The 24,686-nt window shown below is 44.1% G+C and carries 17 protein-coding genes and 2 tRNA genes; 11 read left to right on the forward strand and 8 right to left on the reverse strand.

All coding sequences use genetic code 11. The features are described from left to right. Position 1: 1 nt before the first annotated feature. The gene (locus tag ACRD7A_RS05910; protein ID WP_430810213.1) at positions 2-4,330 is read right to left on the reverse strand and encodes a response regulator; all 4,329 of its coding nucleotides are present in this window, start codon (positions 4,328-4,330) and stop codon (positions 2-4) included. A gap of 257 nt (positions 4,331-4,587) precedes the next feature. On the opposite strand from ACRD7A_RS05910, the gene ACRD7A_RS05915 reads away from it, so the two are divergent. Together ACRD7A_RS05915 and ACRD7A_RS05920 are read left to right on the forward strand one after the other, a co-directional pair. Next, positions 4,588-5,994: a glycoside hydrolase family 10-like protein gene (locus ACRD7A_RS05915; protein ID WP_430810214.1), complete on the forward strand. Its 1,407-nt coding sequence runs from the start codon at positions 4,588-4,590 to the stop codon at positions 5,992-5,994. Positions 5,995-6,061: 67 nt separating this feature from the next. Beyond that, on the forward strand, positions 6,062-7,060 hold the full coding sequence (locus ACRD7A_RS05920) for an SRPBCC family protein (RefSeq protein ID WP_430810215.1): 999 nt from the start codon (positions 6,062-6,064) through the stop codon (positions 7,058-7,060). Positions 7,061-7,095: 35 nt separating this feature from the next. Here the strand turns inward: ACRD7A_RS05920 and ACRD7A_RS05925 are convergent, their stop codons facing one another. Together ACRD7A_RS05925 and ACRD7A_RS05930 are read right to left on the reverse strand one after the other, a co-directional pair. Further along, the gene (locus ACRD7A_RS05925) at positions 7,096-7,680 is read right to left on the reverse strand and encodes a DUF3109 family protein (RefSeq protein WP_430810216.1); all 585 of its coding nucleotides are present in this window, start codon (positions 7,678-7,680) and stop codon (positions 7,096-7,098) included. 99 nt (positions 7,681-7,779) lie between these two features. Continuing rightward, positions 7,780-8,760 carry a DUF3667 domain-containing protein gene (locus ACRD7A_RS05930; protein ID WP_430810217.1) on the reverse strand — a complete coding sequence of 327 codons (981 nt, stop codon included), beginning with the start codon at positions 8,758-8,760 and terminating at the stop codon, positions 7,780-7,782. Positions 8,761-8,914: 154 nt separating this feature from the next. On the opposite strand from ACRD7A_RS05930, the gene ACRD7A_RS05935 reads away from it, so the two are divergent. Further along, a complete protein-coding gene (locus tag ACRD7A_RS05935) occupies positions 8,915-10,387 on the forward strand; it encodes a cobyric acid synthase (protein ID WP_430810218.1) in 1,473 nt (490 codons plus the stop codon). 368 nt (positions 10,388-10,755) lie between these two features. Then, complete coding sequence (locus tag ACRD7A_RS05940) at positions 10,756-10,962, forward strand: transposase (protein WP_430810219.1); 207 nt, start codon at positions 10,756-10,758, stop codon at positions 10,960-10,962. Between the two features lie 115 nt (positions 10,963-11,077). On the opposite strand, the gene ACRD7A_RS05945 is transcribed toward ACRD7A_RS05940, so the two are convergent. Next, positions 11,078-11,150, reverse strand: a tRNA-Phe gene (locus ACRD7A_RS05945). A 109-nt stretch (positions 11,151-11,259) separates the two neighbouring features. Continuing rightward, positions 11,260-11,335, reverse strand: a tRNA-Phe gene (locus tag ACRD7A_RS05950). Between the two features lie 179 nt (positions 11,336-11,514). Here ACRD7A_RS05950 and ACRD7A_RS05955 point away from each other — a divergent pair. The 4 genes from ACRD7A_RS05955 (at position 11,515) to ACRD7A_RS05970 (ending at position 15,540) form a co-directional block, all read left to right on the forward strand. Continuing rightward, positions 11,515-12,735 carry a M16 family metallopeptidase gene (locus ACRD7A_RS05955; RefSeq protein WP_430810220.1) on the forward strand — a complete coding sequence of 407 codons (1,221 nt, stop codon included), beginning with the start codon at positions 11,515-11,517 and terminating at the stop codon, positions 12,733-12,735. A 1-nt stretch (position 12,736) separates the two neighbouring features. Further along, complete coding sequence (locus ACRD7A_RS05960; RefSeq protein WP_430810221.1) at positions 12,737-13,381, forward strand: O-methyltransferase; 645 nt, start codon at positions 12,737-12,739, stop codon at positions 13,379-13,381. Positions 13,382-13,431: 50 nt separating this feature from the next. Next, a complete protein-coding gene (locus tag ACRD7A_RS05965) occupies positions 13,432-13,923 on the forward strand; it encodes a flavodoxin (RefSeq protein WP_430810222.1) in 492 nt (163 codons plus the stop codon). 159 nt (positions 13,924-14,082) lie between these two features. Next, a complete protein-coding gene (locus ACRD7A_RS05970; RefSeq protein ID WP_430810223.1) occupies positions 14,083-15,540 on the forward strand; it encodes a sensor histidine kinase in 1,458 nt (485 codons plus the stop codon). 43 nt (positions 15,541-15,583) lie between these two features. Here ACRD7A_RS05970 and ACRD7A_RS05975 read toward each other — a convergent pair whose 3' ends face one another. Further along, positions 15,584-15,838, reverse strand: a complete 255-nt coding sequence (locus tag ACRD7A_RS05975; RefSeq protein WP_430810224.1) for a hypothetical protein — start codon at positions 15,836-15,838, stop codon at positions 15,584-15,586. Positions 15,839-15,949: 111 nt separating this feature from the next. Here ACRD7A_RS05975 and ACRD7A_RS05980 point away from each other — a divergent pair, with 111 nt between their 5' ends. From ACRD7A_RS05980 to ACRD7A_RS05990, 3 genes are all read left to right on the forward strand, one after another. Beyond that, positions 15,950-16,723 (forward strand): YebC/PmpR family DNA-binding transcriptional regulator, encoded by a 774-nt coding sequence (locus tag ACRD7A_RS05980; RefSeq protein ID WP_430810225.1) that lies wholly within the window; start codon positions 15,950-15,952, stop codon positions 16,721-16,723. 177 nt (positions 16,724-16,900) lie between these two features. Next, the gene (locus ACRD7A_RS05985; RefSeq protein WP_430810226.1) at positions 16,901-18,271 is read left to right on the forward strand and encodes a dipeptidase; all 1,371 of its coding nucleotides are present in this window, start codon (positions 16,901-16,903) and stop codon (positions 18,269-18,271) included. A gap of 301 nt (positions 18,272-18,572) precedes the next feature. After that, positions 18,573-20,762, forward strand: a complete 2,190-nt coding sequence (locus tag ACRD7A_RS05990; protein WP_430810227.1) for a glutamine synthetase III family protein — start codon at positions 18,573-18,575, stop codon at positions 20,760-20,762. Positions 20,763-20,987: 225 nt separating this feature from the next. Here the strand turns inward: ACRD7A_RS05990 and elbB are convergent, their stop codons facing one another. Then, positions 20,988-21,644, reverse strand: a complete 657-nt coding sequence (gene elbB / locus ACRD7A_RS05995; RefSeq protein WP_430810228.1) for an isoprenoid biosynthesis glyoxalase ElbB — start codon at positions 21,642-21,644, stop codon at positions 20,988-20,990. A gap of 210 nt (positions 21,645-21,854) precedes the next feature. Beyond that, positions 21,855-24,668, reverse strand: coding sequence for a M16 family metallopeptidase (locus ACRD7A_RS06000; RefSeq protein WP_430810229.1), 2,814 nt, complete (start codon positions 24,666-24,668; stop codon positions 21,855-21,857). Positions 24,669-24,686 lie beyond the last annotated feature (18 nt).

Here is a 24,686-nt window from a genome sequence, read left to right on the forward strand (position 1 = left end):
TTTATTTTGGTTTCTCAAATCCCTCAACATCAACTGCTTTATTTGTACTTAATTCCTTTAAAATAGTTTCCAATTCAGTGCATAAATCTTTAAATAGCTCATTAAATTCCGACTCTTCGTTCTTAAACGCATGTTCGGTTTTAATGGCCAGGTCGTATAAGCGGGGTGCCGATATGGTGCCCGATATGCCTTTAAAGGAGTGAAGCATTCGTTCTGCCACTTCCCTTTCATTTTCGCGCATGCTGTTGAATTCCGATACAAAATTGAGGTGGTCGTAGTAAAAGCGTTGTAGCAGGCGTTTGAAAAAATCCCACCGGTTGGCAAAACGTTTCACCCCGTCATGCACATCAATGCCTCTGATATTAGGCAAGGTATGGTTAACGGGGCCAATCTCAATTTTGGCGGTTTCATTAATAACAATGGGTTTTCGCTTTTTTCTTTTTGTCCCCCGGCGTTTTTCTACCCATTTCAGAATTTTTTTATACACCTGTTCGGGGTCAATGGGTTTGGCTATCATATCCACCATGCCGGCATTAAGATATTTCTTCTTAATGCCACCAATGGCATCGGCTGTCATGGCAATGATGGGTAATGCAGCGTGCTCGGGCATGGCTTGTATGCCCTTAGTAGCGTCAAATCCATCCATAATGGGCATTTGAATATCCATTAGCACCAGGTCGAAATAATTAGCGCCGCTATCTTTCACGGCAGCAATGGCCTCTTTCCCGTTTGATACAACATCCACGCTAACGCCAGCCAGTTCCAGTAGCTCAATGCCGATTTGCTTGTTGGTTTCGTTGTCTTCCACCAATAATATTTTCACATTCTGTTGTGCTCTTAACTCATTGAGATAGACACCCGGCTCTTTCTTGCGCCAGGCCGCCTTTGTCTTTTCCTTGCCAAAGGCTTCGAGGCAGGCATCGTGTAAAGTGGACATGTTTATCGGTTTGATAATGGAGCCTATGGCATCGTTGCTGATGAAAGACTGTAGCTCTGCATCTTGCTCGAAGGCGCCTACCATTACCAGCATTGGTATCTTTTGCGAGTTGTTAACATACAGTTCCTGAGCTGCGTGTTTAAATTTACTGCCCTGAATGCTCCAGTCGGCTATTATCAGGTCGATGGGTTTGGATGGCTGACTCTCGAGCAGCCGAAGGACAGCAGTATCATTGCGTCTTACCAGTGAAACCCTGAATTTGAGCAACTCCAGCATGTCTTTTATGGTCGATGAAGTAGCCGGATGATTATCGAGCACCAGTACGTGTTTGTTTTCCAGGTCGCTCGGTGGTATCAGCAAGTCGCGCTTTTGCACCTTCTGCTTTCCGGCTTTCATGGTAAAGAAGAAGGAGCTACCCTGCCCATATTCGCTCTCGACCCATATACGGCCGCCCATCAGTTCCGACAGTCGCTTGCAGATGGCCAGCCCCAGGCCGGTGCCGCCATACTTACGGGTGGTTGATACATCGGCCTGCGAGAATGAGTCAAAGAGATATTCCTGCAGATCTTTTTTGATGCCAATGCCCGTATCTTTTACCTCAAAGAGGAGTTCCACCTCGTGGTCGTCTTCTTGCAGCACCAATACGCTGGTGATAATCTCACCACTATTGGTAAATTTAATGGCGTTATTAACCAGGTTAACCAGTATTTGGGATACACGCAAGGGATCGCCTATGAGATTGAGTGGCACATCGGCGTGCAGCGCATAGATAAAATTTAGGCCTTTCTCGTGGGCTTTATAAGCCACCATATTACTTAGATCGTCGAATACCTGCTCCAGGTCAAAGTTTATTTTTTCGAGTCCCAGCTTACCTGCTTCAATCTTGGAAAAATCCAGTATGTCGTTGATAATGCCCAGTAGTGATTTAGAGCTGCCTTGTATTTTTCGCAGATAGTCGGTTTGCCCGGGGTTCACCTCCTTTTCAATGGCCAGATGTGTCCAGCCGACGATTGCATTCATGGGTGTTCTTATTTCGTGGCTCATGCGCGCCAGGAAATCACTCTTGGCCCGGGTGGCCGCCTCTGCATCATCCTTGGCTTCTTTCAGCAGTGCCGCATCCTTTTCTTTCGCAATGGCAATTCCCAGTGTTACCGTATAGGCCCTAAAGATGGCCCGATGAGATTCCAGCCAGGGCATACCTTTATTGGTGTTCCCAAAGCCAATGAAGCCCCAAAAAGTATCCCGTGCAAATACCGGAACTACCAGCAGGCTTTCCAGTCCCAATTGTTCAAAAAGAAATTGTTCGTCCTCTGCAAATTCATCGCGATAGCCGTAAACATCCTTTTTATCGGCCAGGTAGTGAAACCAGCGGGATCCAATTTGGCTGTATGGGATATCTTTCAGGCCTTCGCGCACCACAGGATGAATTTTATCTTTTTGCCATTCGTACATGTGAGTGGCACGGGGTGGTTCATTGCCAAGTACTGTATTATTTTGAAAGATAAAAGATAAGTCGACCATGGAACTTTGAGCCACAATGCGCAGCGACTTACGGATGGCCTCCTGTGAATCACGGTTGGCAATCAGCTCCTTAACGGCTTCAGCCACGCCTTCCAGAAAGCGGTCACGCATCATCACCTCCGATATGGCATCTTTTGTGGCGGTCACATCAATCATCACACCTTGCAAATAATGGCCTCCATCGCTTTGCTTTACCGACATACCCTTTTCGTGTAACCAGCGCATTTCTCCCCGCACGTCGGCAATGCGATATTCCACTTCGTAAGAGTGGTTGCGCGTAACGGCCTGTTTAATGGTGTCAAGCACTCGCTCGCGATCATTTTCGCAGATGAGGTTGGTAAACGATTGTACCCCGTCGAGGAAATTTTCGGCTTCGAAGCCGGTTACCTTACTAAAACCACTGCTTAAAAAAAGCATGGTGCGACTGTCGTCAATCAGCCCGGTGTAAACAATTCCCGGCACATTGGTAACAATATTACGGTAGTTCTCGCGGCTTTTTTCCAGCTCGCGCAGTGCTTTATTTAGTTCTGTTATGTCAGTTGAAATGCCACAGATGGCTTTTATTTCACCCCGTTTGTTGCGTATGGGAAATTTATTTGATAAAAAATAGCGTTTCCCATTACGCAGCTCAATCTCCTCTTCATAATGGATCGGGGTACCGCTGTTGATCACCTGCAGATCTACTTCGCGCCACTGCTCCACTGGTTTTTGAGCAAACAGCTTGTCGGCTTTCTGGCCGATTACTTCTTCCTCTTTTAGGCCCACTTGATCGCACCAGTTTTGGTTGACCATTGAATAGCGCCCCTCCAAATCTTTTACATAGATGAGGGCTTTGGAGTTGTTGATGATATCATCCAGCAGGCGGCGATTGTCTTCAATGGCATTCTCTGCATGAAGACGCTTTCGCTCGTCGGAGGTGATGGTAAAAACGAAGAAACGCAGTACCAGTAAGCCTGAAAGTATGGCTACTATGACCAGTATAATGAGTATTTGCAGGCTCAACTCGCCCCACTTGCTAAGCATCTGTGATTGGATGGCCGAGGCCCGCTCAGCATTTGACTGGAGGGTGATGGCTGAGTGCCTCAGTGTTTGTTGGAGATTACCTGAATTATTTACTAAATCAATGGTACGGAGTATGGCGTGTTCATATTGCCGTAGCTTGGCCCTAAACTGTTTCATGTAGGCACGTGCCTCAATATTATTGGCTCTATTCTCCACTGTAAAAGTGAGGTTGAGGGTGTTGTCGAACCAGGTTCCCAAGGAGTCGCGCTGCGCCTTGCTTACGTTAGTGGCACCCATATTATTTTGGAGCGACCGTATGGCATTTAGGTTGTTTTGAAGTCGTTTGTAATTATCTAATGCCAGCATTCGTGTTTTCCGGTTTCCCAGGAGCCATTTCTCAATTAATGCCTGTTGCTTTGTCTCTTCTTCCTCAATGGAGGTGTATATGCTATCTGTTTTAATATTTAGTTGATTGTAATAATGCTGCATGGAAGCATACAGCTTAAAGTCTTTATTAAAGGCGGTGATTAGGTCGGTCATTGGTGCTAGTAGCCGCTTCGTTTCCGGATTAGCTTTCGACTGTGCTATTTGCATCAGTAGATTGCCGATGCGAAGGGTTAACGAGTCTACCTGACGGATCAGGGCTGTGTCGCTCGCTATGATAGCGCGCTTTTCGTTCAGACGAAGATGGTATATGTGGTTTTGTAATGCATTTACCTGTTCTGTGCTGTCAACAACAAATGATAAGCGGCGAATGCCCCGTATGCTCAGGAAGGATACAACCGACATCATTAAGATAATAATGACAAATGCAACAACAACCTTTTTCTGAATAGTATTGGTCATTCCCCGTAGTTTGGATGGCGCCATGAAGTGTATGTTTTCGCAATTATTGGGCATTAAAGATAAGAACATTTTGAGCGCCTCAAAAAACGGAGCTTTTTTTAAAAAATTCGTGTGCTGCTGTGTGATATTATTTGGGGATGCTTTATTACATTTGACAAACATTTTAATTAATCATGTCAATTAGCACTTCAAGCCCGGTTTATTTTCGTTCATTCCCAATTATGCTTTGGCTTTTTATGATGGTATTTCATACGTCCGTTGCACAGTATGAAAAACATGAAATGCGAGGTGTTTGGGTGGCCACCGTGGCTAATATTGACTGGCCCAGCAGACCCGGCCTTAAGGTTAAGGAGCAAAAGCAAGAGGTTAGGAATATTATTAATCATTGCAAAGCATTGGGGCTAAATACGATATTTTTACAAGTACGTCCGGCATCTGATGTGTTGTACCGATCACGTTTGGAGCCCTGGTCGAAAGTGCTGACGGGTGAGGCCGGTAAAAGACCGGGTTATGATCCCTTGCAATACTGGCTGGAGCAGGCTCATCAGCAGGGGCTTGAACTCCATGCGTGGATTAATCCCTATCGTGCTGCTTTGAACCAGAAGGATCCGCTGCCACCGATGCACCCCTACCATCAAAGGCCGGATATGTTTGTGGAGTACGGAGGTAAGCTGTATTACAATCCCGGGCACCCTCAGGCCAATGTGCACATTAATCGGGTGGTGAAGGAGCTGATCGAAAATTATGATATTGATGGCATTCACATGGATGATTATTTTTATCCTTACCCTATTCAGGGAGAAGTATTTCCTGATTCAGTTTGTTTTGAAAAATATGGACAGTCTTTTGAGGATATCAATGCCTGGCGTCGTCATAATGTGAATGAAACAGTACAATCCATCAGGAGCACAATAAAAACCAGCAAGCCCTGGCTGGCCTTTGGCATCAGTCCGTTTGGGGTGTGGCGCAATAAGTCCGATGATCCAAGGGGCTCGGAGTCGATGGCGGGCACAAGTAATTACGATGGCTTGCATGCGGATATTCTTCTGTGGATGGAGCGCAAATGGATTGATTATGTGGTACCACAGCTGTATTGGGGAACCTCTCACACGGCAGCCAACTACAACAGTTTGTCAGCCTGGTGGGGTGCCAACCATAGCGAAGTGCCCGTATACATTGGTCATGGTATTTATAAAATTGGCAGTGATAGGCCCGATTGGCAGGATCGCTATCAAATACCCCGTCAGCTGCAAAGGGTGCGCAGCCATCCTAACCTTAATGGAAGTGTTTATTTCAGCTATAAGCATTTTAAGCGCGATCTGATGGGCTTGCAGGATAGTCTTGCTAACCGCTACTACAGGGCAAAAGCGCTGGTGCCATCGAGCACAGCCCTTGAAGGAACCCGCAATGAAGCGACCATCACGCGCCTGAGAGCCGGACGGCGAAAGCTAAAATGGCGTAGCGATAAAGATGCATCAGTACGCAAATACATTATTTACCGTTATCGCCCCTTCGATGCCTTCAATATTGATGATCCATCCTTTATCTTCGATGTGGTGTATGACGATCGTTATAAGTTGCCACGTGAATCATCCGGCAGCAGAAAAGTCTTTTTAGTGCGTGTGGCGGCTGTGGATGCCTACAATAATGAAGGACCCATCAGTGAGCCGGTGCGCATTAACTTTTAATCTTTACTTGAATGCTAGTTTAAACTTAACTACCTTTTGTTTTTTAGTAATTTAAAGGATATTGGTTATGGGTGTTGTGTTGCTGGTAATAGGTATTATTGTGTTGTTGATTATTATCTGGCTGATGAGTATTGATGGCTCGTATCATGTAAAAAAATCAATTGAGATTAATGTGAGTCGTCAAAAGGCCTATGCCCAGATTGCCGATTTTACAAGCTGGCCTTTGTGGTCGCCATGGTTGTGCATGGAGCCGGGTGCGCGAGTGGAAGTAACGCAGGACGGCAAAGGAGTGGGCGCTGTTAATCGCTGGGAAGGTAAGCTGGTAGGCATTGGTGAGATTGAGCATTTGAATCTTAACGAGTCGGAGTCTATCGATCAGGAAATACGCTTTGTGAAACCTTTCAAATCCAGGTCAGAAGTGTATTGGCGCTTTAATGTTGTGGGCGAGGGTTGCGAAGTGACCTGGGGCATGAGAGGAAAAATGCCTTTTCTGTTTAAATTTATGGCAAAAAAAGTGGCGCCGTGGATTGGTATGGATTATGAGCGGGGCCTAAAAATGCTCAAAGACTTGCTGGAGAAGGGGCATATTGCATCATCTGTTCGTATTGATGGTGTTACCTCGCTAGATGCCTTTGACTTTCTGGCTATTAAAGCTTCCTGCCCTATGGCCAATGTGGGGGAATCAATGAAGGCTACCTTTGCTCGTATTAGCACTTTCTGCGATGACAAGGCTTTGAATGTAGACAGTGCCTTTTCGATCTATCATAAGTTTGACTTTAGCGATCCGGAATGTACCTACTCATCCGGCGTTCCCCTTTCGTCAGTGATACGCCCGGGTGAGGGCTTTTATACTGATCGTTATCCTGAAATAAAGGCAGTTAAGGTTACATTTAAAGGGGATTATGAGCATTTGGGTAATGGATGGGCAGCCGCCTTTATGTATTTGCGTACGCAAAAATTAAAGCTCAATAAAAAGGTTGATCCCATTGAAATTTATCTGAACGATCCCAGTCAGGAACCCGACCCGGCCAACTGGGAGACGGCCATTTACATCCCCATCAAGTAAAAATGTATTTTACCGCCTCTAAAGCCCGGCCTCTCTTATTTGAGCAGTCCTTGTTCTTTTAATGTTTTTTCAACATCCTCCATTTCGCGGTAGAAGGCTTCGCCGTATTTGCGTATGATAGGCTCTTTAAGAAACTTATAAACAGGTACTCCTAAATGACTTCCCAACTCACGGGCCGGATGACAGATGGGCCATGTGTGGTAGTTAAGGCCTTCGAAATCGGGATATTTGGCAACACGAATGGGGTAGAGATGACATGAAACCGGCTTTTTAAAGTCGATGAGTCCTTCCTGATGGGCTTTATCGATGGCACATTTACAAATTCCTTTTTCGTCAAAATATGTATAAACACATTCGCGACCATTGATGATGGGGGTTACCTTGTCGCCATCCGTATCCACTACCCATTTGCCGTGCTTTTCAATTTCGGCAATCGCTTTTTCGCTCAGATAGGGTTTAACAATGTGATAAATGTCTTCTAGAATTTGGGTCTCATCGTCTTCCAGAGGAGCCCCCGATTCACCTTCTACACAACAGTCTCCTTTGCACTTGTCGAGGTTACAGACAAAGCGTTTCTCAAATATATCAGTGCTAATTATCTTATCATCAATTTGAATCATCGGCCCATATTATAATTAAAGTGGTGCAAAGATAGAAAAATAGCTGAAAGGCATTTCAATTCGTTTTGAGGTAACAGTATGTTGACTGTTTGTTTATGGCTAAACAAGCCCCATAAAGGTAAGTGCTATCAGTGCGATAAGGCCTATTAACCATACAAAACTATACATGATCCAAACCAGCGTCATTTTAAAAAAAGTGTTCACCCATTTTCGATCGTAAAGTTTTTTTGCTCCCACAATCTGGTAGGCTGGAACCAGTATGTATAGATATCCGAGCCAGCTTAGTGATTGATTTTTGAAAATGAGGTTAGCGGCAATTACAATGGCAGTGACGGTGAAGATGAATGAATGAATATTTAAGGCAAAGATCAAGTGACCAATGAAAAGTTTTCGGGTTCTGAAAAAGCTAATCCACAAAAAGAAGGCAAAAATAGGCATGAACAAGAAAAGGGACCATGAAGTGAACTGATATAGTTTGTTGATATACACTTCAGGATAGTCCTTGATCATCTTTGCTGTTTGGGCATACTTAGATTGATCATTCTCCATGGTGTTTTTAACATTGTCGATTAGTTGATCAATATCAGCTGAGTCCAGCCTGGAACTATCCATCTCTGCCTTTATGTTTTTTCGTGCTGCCACATATATTGAGTCCTTACCTGTTTTGACTGAGTCTACAAGTGCTGATAATTCTTTTTTGTTGGTAGGTAAAGGGTTAGCGTTTTTAGTTTGTTTGTAGTTTTTGTTGATGGAATTGTTGGTTACGACCGACATTAGCAAAAACATAACAAAGCTGATGAATACATAAAAGCGAAACGGAGGCATGTAGCGTGCACGTTTACCAGCTAAAAAATCAAGCGTAAGTTGACCGGGCTTAAAAAGTACAGTTACCAGGGTTTTTAGCAACCGTGTATCGAAAGTGATAACAGTTCCCATAAAGTCGGCAATCATAAAACGAATGGGGCGCTCCAGTTCTTTAACTGATTGCCCGCAGTTGGAGCAAAACTTGCCGTTAAACTGTTGATAACAGTTTTTGCAAGTGATGAGTGGGGCATCAACGGGTTGATTAGGTTCAGTCATAGTTTTCGGTAGGATTATAATTGAAGCAAAAATAAATCTTATTGACACTTTATCAAATATCCTGTTGTGTTTGCAATTCAAATATTAAGCATTGCCAAAGTGTATTGCACCTTCTATTAATTACTAAATTTGGTCAAATTTTCACCTTTCGCTTATGAAAAAGCTCAAGCCCATTATGTTTGTAGGCACTTGCTCCGATGTGGGCAAGAGTGTTATCAATACCGGATTCTGCCGTATCCTGTTGCAGGATGGCTACCGGCCGGCACCTTTCAAAGCACAAAACTTATCACTGAACAGCTATGCCACACCGGAGGGATTGGAAATTGGGCGTGCTCAGGCTACTCAGGCCGAGGCCTGCGGCATTACTCCGCATGTGGATATGAATCCTGTTTTGCTGAAACCGGGAGGAGAGGGCATGGCTCAGCTGGTTCTTCACGGTAAGCCTGTGGATAAGCTTGCGGCGCTTGATTATTACCGGCAGCCCAGCAATGCGCTTTTGTTCGAGGAGGCTTATGCTGCCTTTCGGCGTTTGGCAAAAAGTTATGCACCCATTGTGTTGGAAGGGGCAGGTGCCATTGCCGAGCTTAATCTGCAGCAGCGCGATATTGTGAATATGCGCATGGCCAAGCGTGTGGGTGCCGATGTTTATCTGGTGGCCGACATTGACCGGGGTGGTGTTTTTGCCAGTGTGTATGGAGCGCTTATGTTATTGCCTCCTGATGAGCGTAAGCTGATAAAGGGTGTTATTATTAATAAATTTAGGGGTGATACGCGCCTGTTTGCTGATGGACGACGTATGATAGAAGAGCTATGTGGTATTCCGGTTGTGGGTGTTGTTCCCTTTTTTACAGATATTTACATAGAAGATGAAGATGCCGTAAGCCTGGATGGGCGTAATGCTAGGGCGGTGGATGATAAGGTGAATGTGGCCGTGGTTCAGCTGCCCCACATTTCTAACTTTACTGATTTTGATGCTTTAGAGTTTGATGAGCGTGTTCATCTTTATTACTCTCTCGGTAAGCATGAGCTGGCAAAGGCTGATATTGTGATATTGCCCGGAACCAAAAGTACTATTCATGATTTACAGTTTATTGCTCAGCGAGGCATCCCGGATCTTTTACATCAATTGATTGCGCAAGGAAAGAGTGTGATCGGTATTTGCGGCGGTTATCAAATGATGGGAACCTGTATTCATGACCCAAATCAGCTTGAGGGGGGTGATAAGGAGGCTAACGGAATGGGTTTGTTGCCCATTGAAACTACCATAGAGGTGCATAAGAAAACAGTGCAGCAAGAATTTTACTTTCTGGATAATATTGAGCTCTGTAAGGGCTATGAGATACACATGGGGCAAAGTGATATAGGATTGGTGAGTACACCTCTGGTGAAAACGCTTGACGGGCATTTTGAGGGAACCTACTTAAATGTACACTGCTGGGGTACTTATATGCATGGAATCCTCGATAATCAGGTAGTCATTGATCATTTGCTAGCGCCCTACACTAACAAGTCGGGCAGTAAACTTGGCTATAGTGATTTTAAAGAGCAATCTTACAATCGTTTGGCCGATCATTTGCGTAAATATATTAATGTGGACGCCATTTGCAGGGAGGCGGGGATAGGATGAATTTGCACCTGATCCTATGCCTGATATTCAACCCACTCCGGGATTGGTGAATGTTGTTAAATGAACCCACAGGTTGTCACCTGTGGCTATAGATATTTGAACCCTTCGGGTTCAGAATTAAGATCTACTGACGCATACTCAAGGTTCTCATTAATTGATACATGAACTGTTCCTTATTCACTTTTAAGTCCATCTAGGTCTAAGAAAAGCATTTACTTCATAAGCGCTGTATACATTCTTCCCTTTGCCCTTGAAGGCAAGGGGAAGTACGCTGCCATAGGCGGTGGGATGGGGATCAATTCAGAGGTGTTAAGGATGTCAACTTTTTCCTCTACCGTCTCTGCAAAATTTATGCGTAGACCCAGAATTTGCATCTGATCCGATTTGACGCCTTTGCTACCATACGCCGCACCTTTGAAACGCATCATGAAACAATCATCAACTACTTCAATGGAAGAAGCACCAATGCGGCGGCTGAATCATTTAATGCTAAAATCAAAGACTTCAGAAGACAATTCAGAGGTGTTAAAGATGTCAACTTTTTCCTCTACCGTCTCTGTAAAATTTATGCGTAGACCCAGAATTTGCACCTGATCCACCCTTCGGGTTCAGAATTGGGTTCAGAATTAAGATGCATGCGGTAAAATTAAGGCATAAAAAAAGGGAAAGATTTTCATCCTTCCCTTTTTGTGGTGCCACCTGGAATCGAACCAGGGACACACGGATTTTCAGTCCGTTGCTCTACCAACTGAGCTATGGCACCGAGTTACTTTTACCGGAGTAAAAATAACATAAACAATAACCCTTTACCCTTTTAGATGAATAACCTGTCCCCACAGGTTATTACTAAACCCTAAAATCAGCCTTACGACTGGTGGTGCCACCTGGAATCGAACCAGGGACACACGGATTTTCAGTCCGTTGCTCTACCAACTGAGCTATGGCACCAATCTTCGCAACACCCCGCGTATCGGGACTTTTAGCAGCAATCCTTCCGAATTGCGGTTGCAAATATAGGCAAAGATTTTAGACTGCAAAAACATTTTTCAAATTTTAATGACGCTTTTTTTTGTGAGCAGTGTTAATTTGCCTGATGTTTAGTATTTTTGCAGCTTCAAAAAAAAATAATGGATTATCAGATATTCACTTTGTCAAATGGTATTCGCGTCATTCATAAACAGGATAAGTCAGCAGTTGGATACTGTGGCCTGATTATAAATACCGGTTCACGCGACGAGAAGGAGGAAGAACATGGCATGGCACATTTTATCGAGCATGTCATTTTTAAGGGTACTAAAAAGCGGAAGGCTTATCACGTGCTAAGTCGTCTTGATGATGTGGGCGGGGAGTTAAATGCCTACACCACCAAAGAAGAAACATGTATATATGCCTCTTTTCTGAAGCAGGACTATGAGCGTGCCATAGAGTTGATCCATGATATTACCTTTAACTCCACCTTTCCGCCCAAAGAGTTGGCTAAGGAAAAAGAGGTGATTGTGGATGAGATAAACTCGTATAAAGACAGTCCGGCCGAGTTTATTTTCGATGAGTTTGAGGAGATGCTCTTCAAAAACGATCCGATGGGGCGCAATATTCTTGGCACCGAACAGAAGCTGAAAACTTTTGACGAAAAAATGATACGTCAGTTTATGCACACCAACTATAATACAGATCAAATGGTGTTTTGCTCAGTGGGAAATGCTTCGTTTAAGAAAATTGTAAAGTGGGCCGAAAAGTACTTTGGTGATGTGCCGGAAAACCGACGCTCTTATACTCGTCCTGCGGTGGTTGGATATTTACCCGAGTCACAAACTATCGAAAAAGATACGCATCAGAGCCATGTGATCATCGGCAATGTAGCTTATGATTTTAATAGCAATAAGCGGCTGCATCTGCATCTGTTGAATAATCTGTTAGGTGGCCCGGGCATGAATTCCCGCCTTAACATGGCGCTTCGGGAGAAGAATGGGATTGCTTATAATGTAGAATCGAGTTATACACCTTACTATGGGACCGGTATTTTTACTATCTATTTTGGAACCGACGAAGAGAATCTGATACGCTCTTTTGATATTATCGATAAGGAAATGCGGGTATTGCGAAACAAATCTTTAGGAGCCCTGCAATTACATAAGGCAGCCCGTCAGCTCAAAGGGCAGATTACTATTTCGTCAGATAATCGTGAAAATTTAATGCTGTCGATGGGTAAGAGTTTTATGCTGTACAATCAGGTGGATCCGCTGGAGACCATCTATCAGAAAATTGACGAGATAACAGCCACCGACATACTGGAAGTGGCCAATGAGATTCTTAACCCCAATCAACTATCGTACCTAATTTATCAGTAGCATGACTAATATTTCAATCGATCTTGAACAATATATTCTTAATCATATTGACGATGAACCGGCTGTATTGAAGGAGCTGAATCGGCAGACCCATATTAAAATGTTGCAGCCCCGTATGTTAAGTGGTCATCTGCAGGGACAAATACTGAAGATGTTCTGTAGGATGATCAACCCCCGTCGCATTTTGGAGATTGGTGCTTTCACTGGTTACTCAGCGCTGAGTATGTGTATGGGTTTGAGCAGGGAGGATGCGACGATTGATACCATTGAGATTAATGATGAGAATGAAGAGTTTATTCAGTCGTTTATCGATAAGGCAGGCATGGCCGACAAGATAAAGCTGCACATTGGTAACGCCCTGGATATTATACCGCAGCTAGATACGAAATATGACCTGGTATTTATGGATGGTGATAAGCGGCAATATTGCCGTTATTACGATTTGGTGTTTGATAAGCTGAATCGGGGTGCTTACATCCTGGCCGATAACATCCTTTGGGACGGTAAAGTAGTGGGGGGTGTGCCGGAAAATGACACTTATACAAAGGAAATTCAGGCTTTTAACGATAGGGTAAAGGCTGATGATCGGGTAGAGACGGTTATTCTGCCGTTTCGGGATGGTATATCCGTGATTCGTAAGAAATAAAACTTTTTAAACTAAGCCGTGTTTACTTCTCATCAACGAAATTGATAGGTATGAAAACAGCTATTTTCTATGGTTCGTCTACAGGTAATACACAATTTGTGGCCGATAAAATACATCGTGCGCTGCCGGGTGCTGATTGTTTGGCAGTTAATGATCTGAGTATTGAGCAGATAATGAAATACGATCATATTATTTTGGGCACCTCCACGTGGGGGGTGGGTAACTTGCAGGATGATTTCGAGCTATTTGTCGACCTTCTGTTATCGCTGGATATGTCCGATAAAACATTTGCACTCTTTGGCCTTGGCGATCAGCATACTTACCCCGATACTTTTTGTAATGGTATGGGAAAGTTGTATCATCTGCTCAAAGGAAAGGGCTGGAAGGTGATTGGTCATACTTCCGTTGAGGGGTATGACTTTTCTGAGTCGGAGGCGCAGGTTGGTGACCAGCTTGTTGGCCTCGCACTCGATGAGGATAATGAGCCGGATTTAAGTGATGCACGGATTGAGAAATGGGTAGCGCAATTAAGTTTATCATGAAGTATCATGCTGAAAGAGTGCATCTTTCGAGTGTAAGCAAGCGCTTTGTCATTAATATCGTGGCGATGGTCTTATCAAATCAGCTCTAAGTCAATTTTTTAAGTGTGATTGTTCATTTTGCCTTACATTTAATAGTACAACGAATTAACAGGTGCTATTATGTATCTTGATGAGCAGGTCTTCAATGAAGTTTCATCGCAGCATGAGGCCTTTAGTTATTGCCTGACTGGCAAAGGTGAGGTGCTTCAGTCAAAGGGTAGGTTTGTTGCTCAGGGGCTTATGCCGTCGGGCGATGAACTGATGGATTTATTGCCGGCAGCCGTTGTTTCTGCGTTTCATCAGTTTGTAATATCAAGCCGGGAGCGTCATTTCATAGACATGATGGTATGTGGCGATGAGGGCGTTTGGGTCGTAAATTGTCGATTTAAACGTAGCGAAGAGGATATTGAGTTTACAGGTTTTTTGCCCCTTGGGCAGGTTGAAGGGGCTATGGTTCCCATCGATAAGTTGCCCTACCCTGTGGCAATGGCTAATAAAGAAGGGGAGATACTGCAGCTCAACCGTTCTTTTATAGATTTTTTTCTCGATCACAGAATTATAGCCAAGCCCATCCTTATTCAGGATGTCATTAAAACCAATGAGCTGTCGCCCGAAGAATTTGAGTACAGTAAGATGATTAACTCTGGGGTTAATACGCGAGCTGTGCTATGTCAATTTAAGGGCGATAAAAACCATACTTTCCTGCTGAATCTGATTCCTGTTGATTATCGCAGTAGGAAGGTTTATCTGATAGTAGTAAAGGATTTGACACAGTTTATTGACGTGCAGCAAAGCCTTGAAGATCAGAAGCAGAATCTTCAAAAACAGATGCAAGAAGAGTTCGCCACAAGCCGATCGCTTGAGTTAAGGCTTCTTCGTAAGACCCGGCTTGAATCCCTGGGTGATATCGCCTCCGGTATCTTTTATGAGTTAAACCAGCCTTTGTTGCAACTTAGCAGCGAGCTTAATGAGTTTTTTGACCGGGGGAAGAAGGGAGTTTTGACGAATGATGATTTTGTACAGAAGTCAGAAGAGATACAGTGTCAGATAGTACGCATGCAGGATGTTGTTAATGAGATTATGGAATTTTCTACCTTTTCGGAAACTCCTTATGAATGTCTGGAGCTTAAAAAGGTGTTGAATATTGTGCTTGAGGATGTGAGCTATCAGGAACTTACAGGGCTGGTGCTGGTGCTTAATCAGCAAGCCGATGTGTTGGTTATGGGCAGGTCTTATGAGTTGGAGCAGATATTTGTTAATATTCTCATTAATAGTATTCAGTCTTTGCAGGCTAAGAGTATGCAGGAAAGAGATTTTACACCCCGTATAAAGATTAATATTGAGCAAAAAGGGGCAATGGTGCATATTAGCTTTTGGGATAATGGATTGGGAGCATCAACTAAGGTTCTGAAGCAGGTGCTTAAGCCTTTTTATACCACCCGTAAAGCTTTGGGAGGCTCTGGATTGGGCCTGTTTGTTGTTAATAATCTCATGCGTAAGATGGAAGGTTGGGTGATCGTGGACTCAATGCCCGGTAAGTATTTTGAAACAAAACTTGGCTTCCCCCTGGCAGATTAGTCGGGCAGGGGTGAGTAGGGATTAAGCAATGGTACTTTGTTTTTTAATCAGAAATTAAACGATCCAGGTCGCGCTTGCCAAAAAGTGTAGGATAATCATCCAGAAACTGCTCCATTACCACACGCATCACTGCTTCGCGCATAAATTTCGATTTATTGGCAATTTTATACTTTTTGCAATAAATATTTACCGCATCATTTTCTTTATCATTAAGCAGAAAAGTGGCCTTGTGTTTACGTAGTAAGGCCTGTTCGCGTGAGATAACTTTTTGTTTGCTTTTCTTTTGTTTTTTTGCCATTTACGCCCAGTGATTACCGGGTACAAAAATAATAAATAATAGTGTATTAAAAATTTTACATGCCGCTCATCGTCCTTTTTTGCCGGCAATTTTTAGGATAAAATAGGACGAATGATAGATAAATCAAAAATCCCTTATAAATTTGTGGGATATTATAATGAATTAAATAAAGAAATGGGACGCGCATTTGAATACAGAAAGGCCACCAAGCTGAAGCGTTGGGGTACAATGGCCAAAACATTTACAAAGATCGGGAAGCAAATAACCATGTGTGTGAAAGAAAGTGGTCCCGACCCGGCGAGTAACTCACGTTTACGTGTGTTAATCCAAAATGCCAAGGCAGCTAATATGCCTAAAGATAATGTTGAACGCGCCATAAAAAAAGCAACCAGCAAAGATACAGCGGATTATAAGGAGGTAGTGTATGAAGGCTACGGACCCTTTGGAACGGCTTTTATGGTAGAAACGGCAACAGATAATACCACACGTACCGTGGCCAATGTAAGATCTTATTTTAATAAGTATGGCGGATCGCTGGGAACCAGTGGTTGTGTGGACTATATGTTTGAGCATAAGTGCAACTTCAAAGTGGAAATGAAGGAGGGCCTTGACCTGGAGGAGCTGGAGCTGGAGCTTATTGATTTGGGTGTGCAGGAGATCTTTGAAGAGGATGGCTTTATTATGATCTACGGTGATTTTGAAGGTTTTGGACCTATTCAGAAGTATCTGGAAGATAATGATTTCAAAATTGAGAATGCTGAGTTTGAGCGCATTCCGCAGGATACGAAGGAGCTTAGTCCGGAGCAGATGGTTGAAATCGATAAGCTGTTGGCTAAATTTGAAGAGGACGATGATGTGACCAATGTTTTTAATAACATTAAATAAGATATTACTCTAAGTTATATAGCGCGGCAATCTGAACAATTCGGGTTGTCGCGTTTTTTATTGTAATGAGTTTCATCAATAAATGATAGTAATGCTGTAAAGTATGAGATATATCCTTGCTTATGGCCGATGAGATGTGTATTTTTCAATCAGAAACACAATAAATAACCAAATATTATGCAAGATTTAAAACAATACATAGAAGACAATAAACAGCGTTTTCTGGATGAGTTGTTTGAGTTAATTCGTATTCCTTCCATTAGCTCTAAGCCCGAACATAAAGATGATATGTACCGTTGTGCTGAGGCATGGAAGAAATTGATTTTGGCAGGAGGGGCTGATAAGGCTGAGATTATGGAGACCGAGGGTAATCCGGTGGTTTATGCCGAGAAGATGATCGATCCTTCGTATCCCACTGTTTTGGTTTACGCGCATTACGATGTGCAGCCGGCCGAGCCATTGGAGCTGTGGAAATCGCCTCCTTTTGAGCCTGAGGTACGCGATGGTAAAATTTATGCCCGTGGTGCTGATGATGATAAAGGACAGGGATTTATGCATACCAAGGCTTTTGAATACCTGGTGAAAACCAATCAGCTAAAATGTAATGTGAAATTCCTCATAGAAGGCGAAGAAGAAATAGGCTCGCCTAGTCTGCCTAAGTTCTGTCAGGATAATAAGGAATTGCTGAAATCTGATGTTATTCTGGTTTCAGATACCGGCATGATTGCCCCTGATGTACCAACGATTACGACTGGTTTGCGTGGTCTTTGCTATTGGGAGGTTGAAGTGACCGGACCTAATCGCGACCTTCATTCAGGTTTGTTTGGTGGTGCTGTGGCCAACCCCATAAATGTACTGGCCAAGATGATTACCGAAATGGTGGATGAGAACGGTCATATTACTGTGCCCGGTTTCTACGATGATGTGGTGGAAGTGTCAGCCGACGAGCGTGCCTTAATGGCCAAAGCACCCTACAGTGAGAAAGCCTACAAAGAAGCACTTGATGTGGAAGAACTGGCTGGTGAGAAAGGATTCACCACCAATGAACGCACAGGTATTCGTCCGTCATTCGATGTTTGTGGTATTTGGGGAGGCTACACAGGCGAGGGTGCAAAAACCGTATTGCCTTCCAAAGCCTATGCGAAAATATCATCGCGCCTGGTGCCTGATCAGGATCATAAGAAACTGGCAGAATTGTTCTGCAAGCATTTTGAGTCTATTGCGCCTAAGAGTGTTAAGGTGAAGGTGAAGCATTTACATGGTGGTCAAGCCTATGGTTGCCCGATTGATTTACCGGCCTATAAGGCTGCCGAAAAAGCCTGTGAAACGGTTTATGGCGATCGTCCGGTGCCTGTGCGAAGCGGAGGTTCTATTCCTATTATCTCTGATTTTGAGCGCATACTGGGTGTTAAGTCTGTGTTGATGGGCTTTGGTCTGGAGGCTGATGCTATCCACTCACCCAATGAAAATTTCCCGCTTGAGCAGTTTTATAATGGTATCAACACCATACCCTATTTTTATAAGTACTTTGCTGAATTAGGAAAATAAACACTGAACGCCATAGCGTCATTTGAATCGTACAGAGTGGCGATCGAATGTGAGATATAAAAAGAGCCTTTCTGCTTATGTAGTTAGGTTCTTTTTTATTTAAAGGTCTTTTTTTTGTTATCACTTCTTGTTTTTAGGGGTTATAAACGTTTGATTTGTTATTATACTGAGTTAACCCTGATTATTGGAGGGTTGTTTTGTTAAAAAGCAATTATTTTTACAATTAACTCCCTAATGTGTGGCGGTTAAAATATAAAATTCATATTTTTGCTAGCGCTAACTCAATAAAAACAGAAACGTTATGGCTAAATTAAGATTTCAGGCATTGTCTGAACTGATGAACAGGGAGGCAAGAGAAGTGAGTTTTCCCTCGGCAAAAGTAACCGATTACTACGGAGAGCTGGTATTTAATAAAGAATCGATGTCCAGGTATTTATCACAGGATGCCTATAAAGCTGTAATGGTGGCCATTGATAAGGGAGATACCATCGACCGTAAGGTAGCCGATAGTGTGGCTTCAGGCATGAAGGCATGGGCCATGGAGCGCGGGGCAACTCATTACACGCACTGGTTTCAGCCATTAACAGATGGTACTGCCGAAAAGCACGACCGTTTTCTTGACTATGGTGATAATGGCAGCATGATTGAATCATTTTCGGGCAAACTGTTGGCACAGCAGGAGCCTGATGCCTCGTCTTTCCCCTCAGGAGGGATTCGCCAAACCTTTGAGGCTCGAGGATATACGGCGTGGGATGTTTCATCGCCGGCCTTTATTATCGGTACCACTTTATGTATTCCCACCGTATTTATCTCTTACACGGGCGAAGCATTAGATTATAAAACACCTTTGCTGAAAGCTCTGCAGGCTGTGGATAAGGCAGCTGTGGGGGTAGCGCAGTATTTTGATAAAGATGTGCGTAAGGTGCATACCAACCTGGGCTGGGAGCAAGAGTATTTCCTGATTGATACCGCCTTATTTCAGGCGCGTCCCGACCTTATGGTGACCGGCCGCACCCTGATGGGGCACTCATCAGCCAAAGATCAGCAGTTAGATGATCATTATTTTGGATCGATACCCGAGCGGGTTACCAATTATATGATTGAGTTGGAGATAGAGTGTCATAAGCTGGGTATACCGGTAAAGACCCGCCATAATGAGGTGGCACCCAATCAGTTTGAGTTAGCACCGATTTACGAAGAAGCCAACCTTGCCAACGATCATAATCAACTGCTGATGGATGTGATGAAGCGGGTAGCCCGTCATCATAAATTTGAAGTGATACTGCATGAAAAGCCATTTGCCGGCATTAATGGATCGGGTAAGCACAATAACTGGTCCCTTCAAACCGATAAAGGAGTAGTATTGTTTTCACCGGGTAAAAACCCCAAAAGCAACTTGCAATTCTTAACCTTTGTGGTGAATGCCATCGCTGCGGTATATCGCAGCCAGGATCTGCTTCGTGCATCTATCTCAACGGCTTCTAATAGTCACCGATTAGGCGCCCACGAGGCACCTCCGGCCATTATTTCTGTTTTTACGGGATCTCAGATTGAGGATATGTTCGATAACCTGGCCGAGCGCATTACTGATCAGAAGATGACGCCGGACGAGAAGACAGCTCTTAAATTGGGTATTGGACGCATCCCTGAGATTCTATTGGACAATACAGATCGTAACCGAACTTCACCTTTCGCCTTCACGGGTAACCGTTTTGAGTTTCGTGCTGTAGGCTCTATGACCAACTGTGCAGCGCCCCTGACCGTTTTAAGTGCCGCCATGACTACTCAGCTCGAGGAGTTTAAAAGAGATGTAGATGCCTTGATTGAGGAGGGTGTTAAAAAGGATGAGGCCATTTTCCAAACCCTTAAAAAGCTGATTCTTGAATCGAGTCCGGTGCGCTTTAATGGTGATGGATACTCGACAAACTGGACAGAGGAAGCGGCTAAGCGTGGTCTGACCAATATTACCTCTGTACCTGAGGCCATCTCGAAATATTTGGATCCTGCAAATAAGAAAATCATGGTCGATACAGGAATCCTTACGGAGCGTGAGCTGGAGGCTCGTGCTGAGGTGGAGATGGAGAAATTTATGAAAAAGGTACAGATTGAGGCGCGTGTGCTGGGTGATTTGGCCATTAACCACATTGTGCCTACGGCCATACAGTACCAAACCCAATTGATACAAAATGTACAGGGTATGCGTGATATCTTCGATGAGCAGGAGTTTGAGGAGCTGACAGGATCACGTAGAGTACTTATTAGAAAAATATCCTCACATGTATCGGCCATCAAAGCAAAGGTGAGCGAGATGATTGAGGCTCGTAAGCGTTGTAATGTAATTGAGTCGGAGACTGAAAAGGCCTATGCCTACGATCGTGAGGTGCGTCCTTATCTGGATGATATCCGTTATCACATCGATAAGCTGGAGCTGATTGTGGACAATGAAATGTGGCCATTACCAAAATATCGCGAACTATTATTCTTTAGATAGATCGAAATAAAAAAATCTACAACTAAAAAAGGTTGCAGCCCTGCTGCAACCTTTTTTTTGAATAATACCCAAAAGTTTCGTCTAAACTTTAAAACATGCCTCTTCTGCCTAATTGTGTAGCATAATCCCGAAATAACAACTGCAGCACAGTTGAATTATTTATTTTTAGATCCGGGAATTGTACCTGATCCTTTAAGGGGATTAGGTATAATTAAAGATTTCTCATCAGGCCATTTGTAATACTGCCTGTGTTACTTTTTCGGCCCCCTCAGCAATCTGAAGTATATTGGCATCCAGCATGTAGCAGGGGGTGGTGGCTACTTTGTTGGACTCATCCACAATCACCTCGCCATGATCGGTGGTGACATGATTTCCACCCATGGCCTCGATCGCTTGTGCCGTGCCTTCATCCTGTCCGATGGTTACAGTTATATCTCCAAGTATTTTAGTGATAACAGCGGGGGCAATGCACAGGGCACCAATGGGTTTACCGGCAGCATGGGTGGTTTTAACCGCGTGTTCTGTATCAGCATCGATGGTGCAGTTGGGGCCATCAAAGGCCACGGTGCTCAGGTTTTTGGCGGCTCCGAATCCGCCGGGCAGCATCAGGGCATCAAAGTCACCTGCCTTGTAGGTACTTAGAGCCTTGATTTGACCGCGGGCAATGCGAGCCGCTTCAATCAATACATTTCGTTTTTCATCTGTGGGTTCGCCCGTGAGATGATTGATTACGTGGTGCTGCTCTATATCGGGGGCAAAAAGGGTGTATTCAGCACCTTGCCTGGCAATGGCAAGCAGGGTTAATACCGATTCGTGAATCTCAGCCCCATCGTAAACACCACATCCCGAAAGGATGACGGCAATTTGTTTTTTTGTTGTCATATCAATGGTAGTTTGTTGAGCTAATAAATTTATTAAAAATACGGGAGTTAAATAAATTTTCGCACCATGGCTTACTATTCTGCTTTACCCTCAGAGGGGTGAATTCCTTTCAGCATTGAGGATGGCAAAAAATAGGATAGCTTTGTGCGAGGTGCGTCCATAAAAAAAGGCAACCTCTTCGGCTGCCTTTTCCAATTTCAATGATGGTGATTAGTCCTCTTGCGGAACAAATACCACCTCTATCTTATCGGCTTTCTTGAAGAATTTCTTGGCCAGTTTTTTGGTGCTCTTGGCATCGATGCTTTCGATTACGTCTTCGTAATTTTCAGTCAGCGCCATGTTAGTACCATCGATGTAATAGCCACGGATGTTATTCATCCAGTAGGCATTGTGCTCTTTGCTCTCGGCTCGGCTCTTCAGCATGTTCTTGCGTGTCTTATCCAAATCCTCGCGGGTAGCCCCCTCCTTCATCAGCTTATCAATTTCGGCATAAACCAGGGGAATAAGTTCGCTAGCACGTTCCGGGTCACAGTCGAATTGAATGGCCAAAATGCCTTCAGCATCCGGGTAGTGACTGGTGGATGATTGTACGGCAACTCCGTAGGTGCCACCTTCCTTTTCGCGGATGCTTTCGGTGTAGCGCAGTCTTAAAACCGAACTTAGTACCGACATGCCAATGCGATTTTGTGGTGTATAGTCAAGGTCGCTATTATAGAAGATCGATACGGTAGCTTTAGGTTCTGTAAGCTTTAACGGTATGGTTTTTTGCGTAAGGCCTTCAGGACCTTCAACATTGTTATCCACCCAGTTTTCGCGTGTTTCCTCCGAGTTAATGGCACCCAAATATTTGCATGCTATGCTTTTGGCTGTCTCTTTATCGATATCGCCCACAATGAAAAAAGTGAAGTCGGCCGCATTACTAAAGCGCTCCTTGTAAATGGCTTGCATGCGATCAAAGGATACCCTATTCAGGTATTCAGTATCAAAAATCAGGTTGCGCTCGTGATAGTTAGAGCGTATCTGGCTGATGCTATCCTGCATAATTTTTTTAGGATTATCACCCATATTAGCCACATAGGCCTTGTAACGTGCCATTAGCGCATTGTGAGCCTCCTCATCAAAGCGGGGCTGCTCAAAATGCAGATAAGCCAACTGCATCATGGTTTCAAAATCCTGAGTGCGACATTTCCCATTAATTGACTCAGAGAGGCCTCCAATGTTAAAGTCAACAGACACACTCTTGCCACTCAGGGCTTTTTGTAGGGATATGGCATCATAGTTGCCAATTCCTGAGGCTGGAATGAAATCAGCTGCCATACTTGCCGATGGTAGGTCTTTAACATCGTACAATGACGATCCACCCTTGCTGTAGCTGGTCATGGCTACCTGATTTTTATTGTAATCGGCAAAGCGATATACCACTTTTGTGTTGTTGTTAAGGGTCCATTCAACGGCATCCAGCTCGGGTAGCTCACGTTCCGATATCACCTTGCCTTCTACGGGTAACTCTTCTACCAGCGAGGTGTTTACTACTTCATCAATATAGGCGTCAATGGCAGTATTGCTTTCTACTGCATTTACTATGGCGAAGGCTTTGTCCTTATCAAGATGTGTAATGCCTTCTTTTTCTGGTCCACTTACAATGATCACCCGGTTTTCATCCGTGTACATCTTATTAAAATAGGCTTTCAGCTCATCCGTTGTGATGGAAGGGATAACCTGCTTCGCAAATTCATATTCGTATTCGATGCCTGGCGTGGGTACGTTTTCAAGATACAATTCTGCAATTTCGCGACAGTAGCTGTCGTGATTAATTTTATCGCGCTGCTTATAGTAATTCTCGAAATTAAGGAGCATCGCTGTTTGGGCACGTTCCAGTTCTCCGGATGTAAAACCAAAGCGTTTGATGCGCTCTACTTCGGTTAATATGGCTTCAAAAGCCTTGGCTTCTTCATTTTCCTTGGCCGTTGTGTTAATGCTCAGCATGCTTACGGTGCGAGGATAGTCAGAAAACCCTATCGAGGCATTGATAAAAGGAGGATTGCCTTTTTGCAGTAGTTCGTTAATGCGGTTGGCAGCCATGCTGCGAATGAGGCTCCTCATATAATTGGTAAGCAGGGTATTGTAATTCTTGTCGTCCGCAGATTCTGCTTTATGGCGGATGTACATGGCTACGCTTGATTGTGGATTTTCCTTGTCGAGAGCGAGTTGAAAAGTCGTCTCATCCTTGGGTTCCACGTTCACTTCGTAACGTTTCTTGGGGTTGCTAATCGCCGGTATCTTCGAAAAGAGTTTAATTACTTTTTGCTCCATTTCGGCTGCATCAAAATCTCCTACCACAGCAACGGCTTGTAGGTCGGTGCGGTACCAGTCGTGGTAGAAACGGCGCAACTCATCGTAGTCAAAGCCTTTAATCACGTCCAGCTCTCCAATCACGTCGCGTTCTGCATATTTGGAGTTATTCATTAAAGCAGGCATCATTTTGGCACGTGTCCGGAAACTAGCATCGCGGCGTGTACGCCACTCCTCTGATATAACCCCGCGCTCGGCATCAATCTCTTCTTCTTCCAGCAAGAGATAGTTCGACCAATCGTGCAGGATAAGCAGGCAAGTATCCATCAGTCCATTGGGAGCTACCGGCACGTTGGAAATATTATACACAGTTTCATCCTGCGCTGTGTAGGCATTGATGTTACGGCCAAAGGCAATTCCGTGTTTCTCCAGTGAGGAGATCACTCCTTTGCCGGGGAAATGCTTGGTGCCGTTAAAGGCCATGTGTTCCAGGAAGTGGGCCAGTCCGTCTTGTGAGTCATCTTCCAGAATACCACCCACATTTTGTATGATGTAAAAGCTGGCGCGTTCTTTGGGTTCTTTATTATGACGAATGTAATAGGTCAGTCCATTGTCAAGTACGCCCGTCCTAATCTCTGGGTCGATGGGCACAGGTGCGTTCAAATCGAACTGTGCACTGGTGTTGCCTAACACTAAAAATAGTGCGAGGGCAAGTGAAAATAATTGTTTCATTTGGTCAGTTTTTATTTT

Origin of the sequence: Carboxylicivirga longa (assembly GCF_050589825.1) — a bacterium.
Lineage (GTDB): Bacteria > Bacteroidota > Bacteroidia > Bacteroidales > Marinilabiliaceae > Carboxylicivirga > Carboxylicivirga longa.